This window comes from Plantibacter sp. lyk4-40-MEA-4, assembly GCF_030209415.1.
Classification (GTDB): domain Bacteria; phylum Actinomycetota; class Actinomycetes; order Actinomycetales; family Microbacteriaceae; genus Plantibacter; species Plantibacter flavus_A.
The window spans coordinates 245,913-260,994 of sequence record NZ_JARVSA010000005.1; the positions used below are offsets into that span (position 1 = coordinate 245,913).

The 15,082-nt window shown below is 65.3% G+C and carries 13 protein-coding genes; 6 read left to right on the forward strand and 7 right to left on the reverse strand.

Annotation, left to right across the window (positions count from 1 at the left end):
- Window positions 1–153: 153 nt before the first annotated feature.
- Entirely contained in the window at window positions 154–711 is a 558-nt protein-coding gene (locus tag QRN44_RS11090; RefSeq protein ID WP_234993956.1) for a DUF4870 domain-containing protein, read from the forward strand.
- 66 nt (window positions 712–777) lie between these two features.
- Here QRN44_RS11090 and hemW read toward each other — a convergent pair whose 3' ends face one another.
- From hemW to lepA, 3 genes are read right to left on the reverse strand one after another with little or no spacing between them, the layout of a single operon-like run.
- On the reverse strand, window positions 778–2,004 hold the full coding sequence (gene hemW / locus QRN44_RS11095; protein ID WP_064295568.1) for a radical SAM family heme chaperone HemW: 1,227 nt from the start codon (window positions 2,002–2,004) through the stop codon (window positions 778–780).
- A gap of 10 nt (window positions 2,005–2,014) precedes the next feature.
- Window positions 2,015–2,659, reverse strand: coding sequence for a DUF1990 domain-containing protein (locus QRN44_RS11100; protein WP_285039146.1), 645 nt, complete (start codon window positions 2,657–2,659; stop codon window positions 2,015–2,017).
- Window positions 2,656–4,506: a translation elongation factor 4 gene (gene lepA, locus QRN44_RS11105; RefSeq protein ID WP_064295570.1), complete on the reverse strand. Its 1,851-nt coding sequence runs from the start codon at window positions 4,504–4,506 to the stop codon at window positions 2,656–2,658. The genes QRN44_RS11100 and lepA overlap by 4 nt, the downstream gene beginning before the upstream one ends.
- A 219-nt stretch (window positions 4,507–4,725) precedes the next feature.
- Between lepA and rpsT the strand changes: the two genes are divergently transcribed.
- Window positions 4,726–4,986 carry a 30S ribosomal protein S20 gene (rpsT, locus tag QRN44_RS11110; protein ID WP_064295571.1) on the forward strand — a complete coding sequence of 87 codons (261 nt, stop codon included), beginning with the start codon at window positions 4,726–4,728 and terminating at the stop codon, window positions 4,984–4,986.
- A 210-nt stretch (window positions 4,987–5,196) separates the two neighbouring features.
- Here the strand turns inward: rpsT and holA are convergent, their stop codons facing one another.
- The gene (gene holA, locus QRN44_RS11115; RefSeq protein ID WP_121290966.1) at window positions 5,197–6,252 is read right to left on the reverse strand and encodes a DNA polymerase III subunit delta; all 1,056 of its coding nucleotides are present in this window, start codon (window positions 6,250–6,252) and stop codon (window positions 5,197–5,199) included.
- A 66-nt stretch (window positions 6,253–6,318) separates the two neighbouring features.
- On the reverse strand, window positions 6,319–7,914 hold the full coding sequence (locus tag QRN44_RS11120; RefSeq protein ID WP_285039147.1) for a ComEC/Rec2 family competence protein: 1,596 nt from the start codon (window positions 7,912–7,914) through the stop codon (window positions 6,319–6,321).
- A 226-nt stretch (window positions 7,915–8,140) separates the two neighbouring features.
- Between QRN44_RS11120 and QRN44_RS11125 the strand changes: the two genes are divergently transcribed.
- The gene (locus tag QRN44_RS11125) at window positions 8,141–10,135 is read left to right on the forward strand and encodes a hypothetical protein (protein ID WP_285039148.1); all 1,995 of its coding nucleotides are present in this window, start codon (window positions 8,141–8,143) and stop codon (window positions 10,133–10,135) included.
- Window positions 10,136–10,249: 114 nt separating this feature from the next.
- On the opposite strand, the gene QRN44_RS11130 is transcribed toward QRN44_RS11125, so the two are convergent.
- A complete protein-coding gene (locus tag QRN44_RS11130; protein ID WP_285039149.1) occupies window positions 10,250–10,606 on the reverse strand; it encodes a hypothetical protein in 357 nt (118 codons plus the stop codon).
- A gap of 198 nt (window positions 10,607–10,804) precedes the next feature.
- Between QRN44_RS11130 and QRN44_RS11135 the strand changes: the two genes are divergently transcribed.
- The 3 genes from QRN44_RS11135 (at window position 10,805) to QRN44_RS11145 (ending at window position 14,017) form a co-directional block, all read left to right on the forward strand.
- Window positions 10,805–11,014, forward strand: coding sequence for a helix-turn-helix domain-containing protein (locus QRN44_RS11135; RefSeq protein ID WP_285039150.1), 210 nt, complete (start codon window positions 10,805–10,807; stop codon window positions 11,012–11,014).
- A gap of 294 nt (window positions 11,015–11,308) precedes the next feature.
- Window positions 11,309–12,985, forward strand: a complete 1,677-nt coding sequence (locus tag QRN44_RS11140) for a DEAD/DEAH box helicase family protein (protein ID WP_285039151.1) — start codon at window positions 11,309–11,311, stop codon at window positions 12,983–12,985.
- A gap of 3 nt (window positions 12,986–12,988) precedes the next feature.
- Window positions 12,989–14,017, forward strand: a complete 1,029-nt coding sequence (locus tag QRN44_RS11145) for an ATP-dependent DNA helicase (protein WP_285039152.1) — start codon at window positions 12,989–12,991, stop codon at window positions 14,015–14,017.
- A gap of 22 nt (window positions 14,018–14,039) precedes the next feature.
- Here QRN44_RS11145 and QRN44_RS11150 read toward each other — a convergent pair whose 3' ends face one another.
- Complete coding sequence (locus tag QRN44_RS11150) at window positions 14,040–15,053, reverse strand: hypothetical protein (protein ID WP_285039153.1); 1,014 nt, start codon at window positions 15,051–15,053, stop codon at window positions 14,040–14,042.
- Between the last annotated feature and the right edge of the window lie 29 nt (window positions 15,054–15,082).

Genomic DNA, 15,082 nt, shown 5'->3' on the forward strand with positions numbered 1-15,082 from the left:
CAATCATATCGTGGCCTCCGCGCAGCCGTCCCTTGCGCGGCCCCGTGCCGCGGGAATACCGTTGGCCGCAGGCGTGGGTCCCTGATGAGCGACACCTGGTGCGATACGCTCAGCTGGACCAATTGAATATCACTCTCCGTGAAAGGTGCGAAGATGTCCGATCCGAACGCTCAGCCGCCCGTCGACCCAGCGAAGGGCGGGTCGGTTCCGCCTGCAGGAGATGGCGCGACGCCCCCTCCCGCAGCTCCGCAGCAGCCGCCCGCAGGCGCCTACCCGCCCCCGCCCGCCGGTGGCTACGCGCCGCCGCCGCCCGCTGCCGGCTCCTACCCGCCGCCGCCCGCAGGCGCCCCGCAGTACCAGCAGCCGTACGCAGCAGCTCAGCCCATGAGCCCGTCGGACGAGAAGCTCTGGTCGACGCTCATCCACATCGGTGGGATCTTCTTCGGATTCATCCCCCCGCTGATCGGCTACCTGGTCCTCAAGGACCGCGGCCCGTTCATCAAGGCGCACACGCTCACCGCGCTGAACTTCCAGCTGACGATGCTGATCGCGCTCGTGGTCGGCTCGATCCTGACGATCGTCGTCGTGGGTCTGTTCATCATCATCGCCGTCTACGTCGTCGTGATCGTGTTCAGCATCATCGCCGCGATCAAGGCGAACAAGGGTGAGCTGTACAGCTACCCGCTCACGATCCAGTTCATCAAGGCCTGATCCGTCGAGTACGAGCACAGCCCCGTCCGGTCCGCCGGGCGGGGCTGTTCTACGCCTCGGGCAGGGTCAGTCGCCGACCAGACGGCGGACGACCGCGTCGGCGAGGAGCCGTCCGCGGCGCGTGAGCTCCAGCCGTCCGAGCAGGGCCTGCCGTGCGTCGACCAGTTCCTCGGCGATGAGCCCGGCGACCGCCGTACGAGCCTCGGGGGCGAGCGTCCGGATCGGGATGCCGTCCCGCGTGCGGGTGAGCAGCAGGATGCGTTCGAGTTCCCGCGTCTCGTCGTCCAGGGTCTCCCGCCCGGCGGCCGGCGACTCCCCCGCCGCGATCCGCTGGGCGTACGCCGCCGGGTGCTTGACGTTCCACCAGCGCACCCCGCCGACGTGACTGTGCGAGCCCGGGCCGACACCCCACCAGTCCTCGCCGGTCCAGTAGGAGAGGTTGTGCCGGGAGCGGTGTGTGTCGTCCGTCGCCCAGTTGCTGACCTCGTACCAGCCGTAGCCGGCCTCGGTGAGGAGATCGTCGGCGAGCTCGTACATGTCGGCCTGCAGGTCCTCGTCGGGTGTCCCCACCACGCCCGAGCGGATCTGGCGCGCGAGTTTCGTCCCGGGTTCGACGATGAGCGAATAGGCCGACACGTGGTCCGGTGCGCAGGCGATCGCCGTCTCGAGTGAGACGCGCCAGTCGGCCAGGGTCTCCCCCGGCGTCCCGTAGATGAGGTCCAGGCTGACGCCGAGGCCTGCTTCGCGAGCCCACTGCACGACGAGCGGCACCCGAGCCGGATCGTGCGTGCGCTCGAGGGTGGCGAGCACGCTCGGCACCGCGGACTGCATCCCGAAGGACACCCGAGTGAATCCGGCTTCGGCGAGCGTGCGGAGGTAGGCGGCGTCGACGGAGTCGGGGTTCGCCTCGGTCGTCACTTCGGCGCCGGGCGCGAGGTCGAAGTTGTCCGTCACGCCACGGAGCATCCGGACGAGGTCATCGGCAGGCAGGAGGGTCGGCGTGCCGCCACCGAAGAACACGGTCGAGACCGGTCGGTCGGGGACGGTCGATGACGCCAGGACGGACTTGCCGAAGCGGAGTTCCGCGACCGCCTCGTCGGCGTAGTCCGATTGCTTCGCGCCGCGGAGCTCGGTCGCCGTGTAGGTGTTGAAGTCGCAGTAGCCGCATCGGACCCGGCAGAACGGGACGTGCAGGTAGACCCCGAAGTTGCGCTCGTGGGCACCGACGGCCGCCGTCTCCGGGAGGAGTCCGTCGGACGGCGCCGGATCGGCGAGTGGAAGGGCGCTCGGCACGGTCCGTCGCTCAGACGCCGCGCGACGGCAGGAGTGCGCGGAGGTAGGCGTCGTTCATGGTCTTGCGGCGACGCTTGGAGCCGACGAGCTTCGCGGCACCCTTCGTCGGGCGGAAGAACGAGCGCACGACGATCCAGACGGAGTCGTCCTCGCGCTGCTCGATCGTGAAGGACTGCTCACCGCTCTCCGGATCACCCTCCATCGTGCCGATGGCCAGGCTCACGTGACCCGGCTCCTCGGTGACGGAGATGACGCGATGCGGCCCGACGAGCGGTTCCCCGCCGACGGTGCCGGCGAAGACGACGGTCGTGCCCGGGGTGATGAACGGCGTGCCGTCCTCGGCGAAGCGCTGTTCTTGGTGCGTCTCGATGGGTTCCAGCGGTGTACCGTCCTCGGCGAAGGCGATGCCGCCGTACTGCACGCCCGTGCCGGGGTGCACCTCGGAGATATCCACGCCGCTCGAACGGTGCAGTCCCCAGGTGAGGAGGGCGCTGCTCGCGAGGGCGAAGCGTTCCTCTCCGCTCCCGAGGCGGAACTCGTCCTCCGCCGGCACGTAGCCCTCCGGCGGGTACTGCATGAGGTCGGTCCGCTGGGTAGCGCCGACGGCCGCGTAGTCGACCGCTTCGTCCTCGAACGAACTGCGTCGTGCGTTCACTTCTTGTCCTTCGTCTCCACGTCCCCGGAGAGCGCTGCGATGAACGCCTCCTGGGGCACCTCGACCTTGCCGACCATCTTCATCCGCTTCTTGCCCTCCTTCTGCTTCTCGAGGAGCTTGCGCTTGCGGGTGATGTCACCGCCGTAGCACTTGGCCAGGACGTCCTTGCGCATGGCACGGACCGACTCGCGGGCGATGATCCGCGCACCGATGGCAGCCTGGATCGGCACCTCGAACTGCTGGCGCGGGATGAGCTTCTTCAGGCGCTCGGTCATGAGCACACCGTAGGCGTACGCCTTCTCGCGGTGGACGATGGCGCTGAACGCGTCGACCTGGTCGCCCTGCAGGAGGATGTCGACCTTCACGAGGTCGGCTGCCTGCTGGCCGGAGGGCTCGTAGTCGAGCGACGCGTACCCCTGCGTCCGGCTCTTCAGGTGGTCGAAGAAGTCGAAGACGATCTCACCGAGCGGCATCGTGTACCGCAGCTCGACGCGGTCCTCGCCGAGGTACTCCATGCCGAGCAGCGCACCTCGACGGCTCTGGCAGAGTTCCATGATGGTGCCGACGTAGTCCTTGGGGGCGAGGATGCCCACCTTGACCATCGGCTCGGACACCTCGAGGATCTTGCCGGAGGGGAACTCGCTCGGGTTGGTGACGGTGACGACCTGCTTGTCCTCCGTCTTCACCTCGTAGGTGACCGACGGCGCGGTGGCGATGAGGTCGAGGTCGAACTCGCGCTGCAACCGCTCGGTCACGATCTCGAGGTGCAGGAGGCCGAGGAAGCCGACGCGGAACCCGAAACCGAGGGCGACGGAGGTCTCCGGCTCATAGTTGAGCGAGGCGTCGGAGAGCTTCAGCTTGTCGAGCGCGTCGCGGAGGATCGGGTAGTCGCTGCCGTCGATCGGGTACAGACCGGAGAAGACCATCGGCTTCGGGTCGGTGTAGCCCGGGAGGGCGTCGGTCGCCGGCTTCACCGCGGTCGTGACGGTGTCGCCGACCTTCGACTGCCGGACGTCCTTCACGCCCGTGATGAGGTAGCCCACCTCACCGACGCCGAGGCCCTTGGTGGGCGTCGGTTCCGGCGAGCTGACGCCGATCTCGAGGAGGTCGTGCACCGCGCGCGTGGACATCATCTGGATACGCTCACGCGGACTCAGCTGGCCGTCGATCATGCGGACGTAGGTGACGACGCCACGGTAGGTGTCGTAGACGGAGTCGAAGATCATGGCGCGCGTGGGTGCGTCCGGGTCGCCCACGGGGTTCGGGATGCGTCCGACGACGCGGTCGAGGAGGTCCTCGACACCCATGCCGGTCTTGCCGGACACCCGCAGGACGTCTTCGGGCTCGCCGCCGATGAGGCTCGCGAGCTCCTTCGCGTACTTGTCGGGGTCGGCCGCCGGGAGGTCGATCTTGTTGAGCACCGGGATGATCTCGAGGTCGTTCTCGAGAGCGAGGTAGAGGTTCGCGAGCGTCTGCGCCTCGATACCCTGAGCGGCGTCGACGAGGAGGATCGCGCCCTCGCACGCGGCGAGCGACCGCGAGACCTCGTAGGTGAAGTCGACGTGCCCGGGGGTGTCGATCATGTTGAGCGCGAAGGTCTCGCCGTTGAGCGACCACGGCATGCGCACGGCCTGGCTCTTGATGGTGATGCCGCGCTCGCGCTCGATGTCCATACGGTCGAGGTACTGTGCCCGCATGTCGCGGTCCGAGACGACGCCGGTGATCTGCAACATGCGGTCCGCCAGGGTCGACTTGCCGTGGTCGATGTGGGCGATGATGCAGAAGTTCCGGATGAACGCCGGGTCGGTCGATGCCGGCTCGAGGGCCTTCACTGCTTGGGGGCTCACGCGTTCCTCGGGGTCAGGGGTGGAATCGGGCAACCCTCATTGTCCCACGGCGGGGAGCACCCGCGCTGCGGTACCCTGGATTGCCAGAACTCAGCCCGACTGGTAATGTTGCCTGTTGGCTTGCGTGTGAGTTGAGACCACACGAGAACTCGCTTGAAGACGCCCTCTTCCGTCCGACGGCACCGAACATCATTTCCTCGAACCGAAAGTTGACCCAACGTGGCAAACATCAAGTCGCAGATCAAGCGCATCGGCACCAACAAGAAGGCCAACGAGCGCAACAAGGCCGTCAAGAGCCAGCTGAAGACCGCCATCCGCGCAACCCGTGAGGCCGTCGTCGCCGGCGACAAGGCTCAGGCTGAGTCCGCTCTCAAGCTCGCCTCGAAGAAGCTCGACAAGGCCGTGAGCAAGGGCGTCATCCACGAGAACCAGGCAGCGAACCGCAAGTCGGCCATCGCCAAGCAGGTCAACGCGCTCTAAGCGACACCAGCTGCAAGGCCCCGGCGTTCCTCGGAACGTGCGGGGCCTTTCGCGTTCCCGGGGCATTCCGTTCCCTGAGCGCACAAGGGTCCCTGAGCGCACACGGGACCCTGAGCGCACACGGGACCCTGAGCGTACTCGGGTCCCTGAGCGCATACGGGTCCCTGAGCTTGTCGAAGGGCCGCCCGCCACCACGGCCAGCTCGGCGCGCTACCGCTCCGACAGATCGGCCCCGCGTGCCGCGATGACGCCGACGAGCCGCTCGAGTGCGAACACCGGGTCGCGGCTCGCGCCCTTCACGCCGGCGTCGGTCTCGGCGAGCATCTGCACCACGCGGCCGATGCCGGCGTCCGTCCAACCGGACAGGTCCCGACGGGCGCGGTCGACCTGCCACGGCGCGAGGCCGAACTGCTGCGCGATCTGCCCGGACCCGCCGCGTGCCGACGACACCTTGGCCATCGTGCGGATCTTCATCGCGAACGCGGCGACGATCGGCACGGGGTCGGCACCCGAGTCGAGCGCCTGCCGCAGGGCGAGCAGCGCTTCCCCGTGTCGTCCGGCGATCGCGGCGTCGGCGACGTCGAACGCGCTCGTCTCGAGTCGACCGCCGTAGTACTTGTTGACCGTCTGCTCGGTGATCTCCTCGGACGCGTCGGCCATGAGCTGACTGCACGCGGCTGCGAGCTCGGCGAGGTCGTCGGAGAAGGCTCCGACGAGTGCCCGGAGCGCCTGGGGCGTGATCCGCCGACCGGCTGTCTTGAACTCAGCCGCGGCGAAGTCGGCCTTGTCGCTGTCCCGCTTGAGTTCGGTGCAGACGATCTCGACACCGCCACCGGTGCCCGCGCGGATGGCGTCGAGCAGCTTCTTGCCGCGCACGCCTCCGTTGTGCCGCAGCACGAGGTAGGCGCCCTCCGGCGGTGCTTCGAGGTATCGGATGGCTTCGGTGAGGAACTGGTCGGAGCACTTCTCGACCTGGCTGACGCGGACGAGCCGGGGCTCACCGAAGAGCGACGGGCTTGCCACCGTGAGCAGCTCGCCCGGGGCGTAGCTGTCGGCGGCGACGTCGTTGACCTCGAGCGAGGGGTCTTCGGAGACGAGGAAGTCGCGCAGCCGGCGGATCGCCCGGTCGGCCAGGAAGGACTCCGTGCCGGACACCAACACGATCGGCGCCGGGCGGATCTCGGACCAGCCGAGTTGCGGGATCGCCGCCGAGGCCTTGGCCGCCGTCTTCGCCTTCCCGCGACCGGCGGAACGTGGTGCAGCCACAGCGGCTCCTCTCGACCGTCCGAGTCTACCGGCGACCGCCGACGTCAGGCGGGCCGGGTAGGCGGCTCACCCGCCGCGCTCCGACCACACGCGGAACCCGCCACCGTCGCCCGGGCCGAGGACGATGGTCCCCGACTCGTCCGTGCGGAGGACTTCGGCCCCGGTGGCCTCGTAGAGCTCGAGCGCTGAGCGTGTCGGATGCCCGTAGCCGTTGTCGGCCCCGACGGAGACGAGCGCCACCGTCGCGCCCACCCGGCGCGCCAGACGGTCGCTCTGATCGGCCGAACCGTGATGCGACACCTTGACGATGTCGACCGCGTCCCCGAGCGTGTGCCGACCGAGTAGCCGGTCCTGTGCCTCCTCACCGAGGTCGCCGAGCAGCAGCACCGATGCATCGAGGAGATCGAACCGGACCACCACGCTCGCATCGTTCCCCGGTTCGACGCCGCCTGCCGCGGGGTCCGGCCACAGGACGCGCCACGGCGCCGCGCTCTCCGGCTCCCCCAGCACTCCCTGGTCCCCGGCGCCGGCCTGTCGCACCTCGGCACCGCCCGCTCGGAGCACTCGGGCGATGCGCTCGTCCTCGGGGTCGTCGACCGGCCCGAGCAGCACCTCGTCGACCCGACCGACGATCGCGTCGAGGCCTCCGACGTGGTCGAGGTCGTAGTGGGTGAGGACGAGCAGCTCGATGCGGGAGACCCCGAGCTCGTCCAAACACGCGCGGAGCGGTTCTGGGTCGGGCCCGACATCGACGAGCGCGGTGGAGGCGCCCTGTCGCAGGAGGACCGCGTCGCCCTGACCGACGTCGCAGGCGGCGACGATCCAGTCGCCCGGCCGGTGCAGGGCCGGGCCGAGTCCGTCCCCGACCGCCCGACCGCACAGTGCCACGAGCGACACGACCACCGCCACCCCGATCATCCTCGACCACCGCGGGGGCAGTTCCCGGCGGAACAGCAGGAGCGTGGCGATCAGGGCCGTCGGCACGGTGACGAGCACGACGCCGAGTGGTCCCTCCGGCCAGGGCACCCGCGCAGCAGGGACGCCCTCGAACCACCGGGCCACCGCGGCGATCCAGGTCGCGGGCACCCAACCGAGCCATGCGACGAGCAGTGCGAGTGGTGGCGCGAACGGGATCAGCAGGCAGGCGAGCAGCCCGAGCATGGTCGCGGGCGCGGCGGCCGGACCCGCGAGCAGGTTCGCGGGGACACCGCCGAGCTGGATCGCGGGGTCGAGGAGGAGGAGCATCGGCTGGCAGGCGAGCTGGGCGGCTGCCGGGATCGCGATGAGGGCCGCGATACCTCGCGGCAGCCACCTATCCAGCAGGTCTGTGAGGGGTCCGCTCAGGAGCAGCAGACCGCTGGTGGCGAGCACCGAGAGCCCGAACCCGTACTGCCCGGCCAGCCAGGGGTCGGCGACGAGGAGGACGACCACCGCCAGCGACAGCGCGGCGAGGCCACGGATCGGCCGCCCGAAGCCGCCCATCATCAGGACGAAGGCAGCCATGAGTGCCGCCCGTTGCACGCTCGGTTGGGGCGTCACGAGGACCACGAAGGCGACGAGGCACAGCAGGGCACAGGCGATCCTGAGCTTCCGCCCAACGCCGAGTGCTGCGACCGTGGTGCTGACGAGCCACACGATGACCGCACAGTTCGCGCCGGTCATTGTTAGGCGGAGGGGTGCGTCCGGCGATGGTAAGCAAGTTGACTTGGATTACCAGCCAAACACGCGTCTCGCGCCTGCGTGATGGTCGCCACGCTAGCAGCCGTCAGCGAGCAGCCAGGTCGACTGCCGTGCTAGTACCGGACTGCCACGCTGGCCACCACGATGGAGGCCAGATGGCGAGCGTGTCCAACGCCGGTTTGAGTCCCAGAGGGACAAGAATGCGATGGTGAGCAACGATGACTCTGCAACGCGGCGGGTACGGTTCTTCAGCATCAACGACCTCTCAATCGGCTGGTATCTCCCGCGCGTCACCGATCTCGTGGAGCGCCTCGACCCAGATCACGCACCCGCTGACACCACGGACATCCTCGAGCTCCACAACGTTCAGCGCTACCTCGAGTACGCGTTGCTTCCTGCCGAATACAGCGATGAGCAGGTTGCCAGCGCCAAGGCACGTATCCCGACAATCCACGGCATGGTCGCCCGGCACTTCTCGAAGATTACGGAAGCCACATTCGCCGACGCGGTAGCGGGAGTGGAACACCAGTATCGAGGAGATCTCCTCGATCTCCTCGGCCGGTATGGGGCGTATGACCGTTGTAAGAGTTCTAGCGCGCTGCCGGCGCTCTCAGCGGCAGGTGTTCGTCTCGGCGAAATGCTCACGAGCAAGAAGCTTGTTAGAGCGTACGACGCCGAAATCCACATTGAGCTGCTTACCAAGCCCGTCAACGCGGAGTACCTCATCCGCAAGCACCTGCAGGCAGCGGAACGCCAAGAACTCTATCTCCCGCGCAGCCTCACAGCTGACGACGCCCGTGCCCTACTTGAGCGCTACATCGACAGCGAGGACGCCAACCCCAACTACGTTGGGCTCGTCGCGACCGCAAAGGACCTCAAAGAACTTGGTCTCGATCCGAAGCTCCGGCTGCGCGCGAAGCGTCGCATCGAGGAGATCACTGCCACGTTCTTCGCCGAGAACACAGGCCTCAGAGCCGGATGCGAGGTGTTCCTCTCCGACACGCAAGTCGAGCCCGAGGTCTTTGAGCTCGACACAACTGACGGCTGGACAACCCGCTACACATACAGCAAAGCGTGGCTGAGCACGACCCTCGACGAGGCGAGCATCCTCAACAACTTCCTACACCTCTTCCGCTTCACCGACGAGGGCGGCCTTCTGGTCATGCCGTCCTACCCGGCCAAGCTCAGTGTCATGGAACGGTTCATGGGGACCACCGGCAAGCAGGAATACAAGGTTGGAGTGGAGTTCCGCGCGACAGACATGCGAACGCTCCTCCAAACGCAGGCCTACAACGCGTTCCTCGACGCGAAGGGCACGAGCCTCGAGGAGGTGTTCGCGTGGTTCTTTGAGACCTACCTCGCGACCGAATTCGCGGCGGTCGGCTTCTCATTCGCAGCGTCCACGCGAAGCTCGTCGCACCTGGAACGAGTACGACACCTGTTCGCCGAGATGGAAAGCTCGGCCGCTCAGTTCATGCTGTTCGTGAACGAAGGAGAGATCGACAGGGAACTCCTCTCGGTGAGCACCAACCTCGTCAAGTATAAGGACCTACCAAGTCTCCTACCCGGCAAGTACGTCTACCCGGCGACCGGCTCCGACATCAACGCGATCCTCCACCTTCTCTTCTCCGACCAGTCGCAACTGCACTACATCAGTGACACGCTCAACGCCGACACCGCTGCCCAGCTCCTCATCGAGCACAATGTTTCATACGACGACTTCGAGGATTATCAGAAGCCGATCGTCGATTTTTTGGTCGATCGAGGCGTCCTTCAGAACACGGGGACGAGAGTCCGTATCGCCAGTTTCGCGCAGCTGCGCGTGCTCGCGGCGCTCTTCGCGACGACCGCCGCCGCTTACTATTGCCTACCCAAGGAAGGGCAGAAAGCAGTCGACGCGATGGTCACGAACGGCTGGGTTACACGCCGCTCGTCCCTGCTCACCGAGGCTGAGGCCGACTACTTTAACTACACGCTCAACGCGGTGGATTTCAGCAACGGGCTCAATCTGCGGAACCGGTACCTCCACGGCACACAAGCCGAGCGGGAACGAGAGGATGAGCACTTCCAGAACTACCTGATCGCCCTTCGCACCGCTGTCGCGCTTGTGCTCAAGATCAACGACGAGTTCTTCCTTGCCGACGGCATCTGCGGAACGGATCCTGCAAGTGACGGAGGCGAGCTTAACCTGGCTCCGCAGTAGCGCGGCGGGCAAAGGCCAGGGACGGCATAGGCCCCACCTTTCGGCAACCCGGTCGGCCTCCTCTGATGGTCGAGATGCAGGCCAGCCAACGACGCTTCGTCCGGGCTTGGCCTGTCAGTCGCAGGTCAGCAGAAGCTCCCACCAATCGAGCTCGTCGGACACTGGTTCGCGGACGGTCCGGAACGCTGCCGCAAGATCTCGGCTGACCTGAGGCGACATCGGTGGAGGCGGGCAGCACAGCACGCAGTGCATGGTGCGGGACCCCTGTACTGTGCAGCTGCCCTCGTGACAGTCCGAATGCGCAGTTATGAACGCCGCCGTCGCGGCTTCGTGCGCATAGACGTCTTCCTGCGACCGCTCGAACAGCCCGGGCCAGGTGCCCCGTCCGTCGATGATCTGCGGCCCACACGCGCGACAAGGAACGCCGGCCATCATTTCCTCGAAGGTCAGGTACATGCGCAGCGTGACCACTCTCGCCTCTTCGCCTCGTGACGGTGAGCTCGAGCCTCCACTTCGAGAGCGAGGGTTCGGCGGTAGTTCTCGGACCGCGCAGCGCATTGAGCCGTCGTGAGCTTTCGCCCCGTCATGCTCACATCATTCGCGTATATCAACGAAATCGGAAGCGATAAGTGCCGGGAAGTCGTGAGTGCCGCTCGGGACGCTGGATGAGTGGAACCTCGGAAGCGGATTAGCGCGAATTTGCGCGCTATCCGGCAATCGCGTTCCCTCACCCAAGAAGGTCTCGCCGAGAAGCTCGGCGTCACAACGCGCTACCTGGCCGGCATCGAGCGAGGCGAACGCAACCTCACGCTCGAGAGTGCAGAAGACCTAGCTCAAGACCTCGAAGTCGACCCCTTGGTGTTGGTGTCCTTCCCGTAGGCCGATACCCTGTCTCGGCCAGCACTCGTCGAAGCCAGCGCACTCAAACGGGCGAGCCCCGCCACGGTGTTCAGCAGTGGCGAGCGCGTCTGGCTTGGATAGCGCCAAGCCTCAGCTTCCCGCTCCAGGGCCGCAACCGGAGAGCAGGGCAAGAGTAACCAGATCGAGGGTCACGTGTGTCGGCGTTGGTCTGAGACGATTCTTATGTCGTTCGTTGCGGCGACCTCGCGGCGTGCGATAAGGAGGCGCGATGCTCGGTGAACAGACGACGGCGTCAGCGCATGGGAGCGAAGCATGAGCAGCGTCGATGCGCACCTTCGCAGTATCGACGGGGTGATCTGTAACAATATCGCCGCGCTCTCGGACGACCGCGCCTTGCTCTCGCAGAACATGCTGTCCCAGCTGCGAAACCTCGTCGAAGGTATCGCCGTGCTGATCAACACGCGGGACCCCTCGACCGAACACGACTACGCCGCCATCGAGGCCGGTCTCGCATTCATGAAGACACAGGGGAAGCTCGGCTTCCTCAACCGGTTCTATCGGCTCCTCCAGCCGAGTGCCTCGCACTACACGTTCGATGGCGACAGCTCCGAGCGCTTGATGCTCAAGTACTACGAGTACCTCCACCGGGTCCGGGACCTCCTCAGCAAGACGTTCGGGCTCGAAGTGTTGCACAACCTCGAGGACTTTCCGATCGACCTCGACCCCGCCCTGCGGGAGTATCACCAGAAGATCGCCGAACGCCTCGAGGCCGCGCGTGACATTCATTCTTCGATCGACCGCTCATCCCGTTACTACGTCCTCAAGACGCGACCGTTCTTCACGCGTGGACGGATCTACTACGAGGTGACTTTCGCGATCCCGTCCGACCGTCCCAGCATCAGCAAGTTCGACCACGTGATCGCCTTCACCGAACACGACATTGGTGACAAGCACGCCGCGACTCTGACGCTGCGCAATGACGAGATCGAGGTGCTCGGCCAAACCATGCCGATCATCTTGATCACGGCATGGGAGGTATCCATCCGCGGATGCGAGTTCGAGAACTTCTCCCGGTTCTTCGGACCGCGCTCTCGCGTTCGGACGACAAGCAACGAGTACAAGAACCTCATGCGCTACCTCACCCAGACGGAGTCCACGCTGCTCGACGTCATCGACTTACCGGACGCGGACTACGACCGCATCAAGGCGTGGGTTTTGGAGGATACGAAGTCGCCGAGCATCTATCCAACCCTCGACGAGGCACGCCACGTCGTTCAAAACCGCCGCCCCGGCTACCTGCTCCTGCGCTACCTCCTCCTGTCGATGCGCAACGTCGTCATTCGCAAGCAGTACAACTCGGACACCTGCAGCAGGCTGTCCAACCTCCACCTTCAATGGGGCTGTATCCCGTTCGAGGAGATGCCGTTCTGCACGTACCCGATGGGTCACCGAACCCGCTTCTGGGATCTTCTGGAGGCGATCGACCCGACCGGCCGCGACCATGAGATGCTCGCCCGACGGATCAACAACAACGTTGATCGCCGCGGCATGCTCTACACGCCGCTGTCCGAGCTCGAGGACTTCGGTGACGACGTCCTCTCGCTCATCGACCAGCACAACGCCCTGCTCTACAACAACTCGCGGCATCAGGCTCGCTGGTTGGAGGTCGAAATCGGCCATGTGTTCATCCGTGGCTATGAGAATGATGTCGTCCAGATCGTCGAGAAGCTGAAAAGCCACGCGACCGCTGGCGTCGGGGGCTGGGAGACGGCGCTCTCAAAATGGATGAGCGAGCTGCAGAAACCGCTCGACGACCCGACAAAGGCTGCCGCGCTGAAATCGCTGTATAGCGAATCCCGCGTCGCACTGATCTATGGTGCAGCCGGCACTGGCAAGTCGACGATGATCAATTACCTCGCCAACTACTTCAACGGAAAGTCAATGCTGTTCCTCGCGAACACCCATCCGGCCGTCGACAATCTCCGGTGACGAGTGCAGACTCAGCACGCCGAGTTTCGCACCATCGCAAGTCACAACTGGAATTCTGGCTCCGCCACCGAGTACGAAGTCCTCGTCATTGACGAGTGCAGCACCGTAAGCAACGAGGATCTGCTCCAGATACTGGGCAACACCAAATTCAAGCTGCTCCTGCTCGTCGGCGACGTCTATCAGATCGAGTCGATCCAATTCGGCAACTGGTTTAGCATCGTGCGCTCGTTCGTACCGAGTTCCTCTATCTCCGAGCTGGACAAACCGTGGCGTTCCGACAACCCGCAACTGCTCGCCCTCTGGCAAAAGGTTCGCAGTCTTGATGAGGACATCACCGAGACCATGACGCGCGGCCACTACTCCACGCCCCTCAGTCCAGAACTATTCGGACGACGTCGGCACGATGAGATCATCCTCTGCCTGAACTACGACGGCCTATACGGCATCAATAACGTCAACCGGTTCCTCCAAAGCAGCAACCCGCATCCACCGATCGGCTGGGGACCGGCGACGTTCAAGGTAGGCGACCCCATCGTCTTCAACGACAGTGAGCGTTTCAAGGGACTCATCTACAACAATCTCAAGGGCACCATCGTCGGCATCGAGCGCCAGCTCGGGTGGATCCGCTTCGAAGTGGAACTCGCCCGAACCGTTACGGAACTCGACGCCTGGGGCCTGGACCTCACCTGGTTGCATGATTCGGTGGTGTCTTTCGACGTGTTCGAGCTCGCGGACAGCGACGACGATGATGCCGCCCCGAACACCTCTGTGCCGTTCCAGGTGGCCTACGCCGTCTCGATCCACCGCGCCCAGGGCCTTGAGTACGAATCCGTCAAGATCGTCATCACGGACGCCAACGAGGATGCGATCACGCACAACATCTTCTATACGGCGATCACCCGCGCTCGCGAATACCTCCAGGTCTTCTGGACACCCGAGACGGAGAAGAAGATCATGGCGAAACTCGAGCGGAAATCGACAGCCAAGGATGTGAACCTACTGATGGCCCGTCGCGGCTTGGTCCGGGCATAGCAAGCGCCGAGGCTGAGTCTCGCTATCTGGTGCGATAGGGGTGGGTCGAGCGCTCGATCACCACGGCGCGTTCCCAGGTAAGGGGCGTGTTTGGACCGGGCTCGTCATCGTCGACGTAGTTAGGGTCGAGGTCATATCCGTTCGCGAGAAGCAGCCATTGAGTTGCCGGCTCCGCACTGTCCGGGGCATCGGGCCCTAGCCGGATCGCGCGGATGGGAAGCTTGGGAGCAAGATCTGCTCGTTCCACGGTCCCTCCCCACCGGCCACGTGCACTCGCGACGACCCTGACTTGCGGACGCGGCCCCATGCTGCTCGGTGTAGTCATGACTGATTCGTGGGAGAACCAGTTGACGGTCACTCGCTGCTCGTCCTCATCAGCGAACGCAGCATCCTTCGCCATCGCGCGCACTCGTGAGCGCATCTCCGCAAGGTTCGTCACGATGACCCCGAACGCGGCATCGGCCTCCACTTCTGTGGTCCCACTGCCTCTAGCCATCGACCATTGGTTGGCAAGGCTTTCAAGAACCCGCTGCGCGTGCTCACGAATCTTCTCCGGGGAGTACTCAACTGAGCGCCAGTGGTGCATCCGCGGTAGCGAGGTCGTTGTGGTCGGGCTAACCACACCTAACGCAGCGTCGGGATCGAGACCGATTGCACAGGAGATGCCGCCCTGGGCGTACGTGCGCCACGCATACAGCGAGTCGGGATCGTTCGAGGCGCACAGGATGAACCGCGCGTTCCGGATCAGCTCGTTCGAGACAAAACTGATCGTCGGCTGCCAGTGATCCTCATCATCCAGGTAGCGCAAGGCTTGCCGCGCGAACTGGCGGAAGGATCCGGAAGTGGCCATCGACTCAAGCGTCTCCCTGAACGCTGCGTCCGCGGTCGAGGTTTCGCGTATGTCGTTCTGGAAGCTGACTTCTGTGGCAAGCAACGAGTTGCTCTCCAGGATCAACGCGAGAGTGTCGAGCGTGGTGTAATGCCAGACGAGCCCACCCCGTGTCCGGGCCCTTTCGCGTGCCGCGCTTTGCTCCATTCGCTCATCAAACCGCAGGCGCCGCTCGC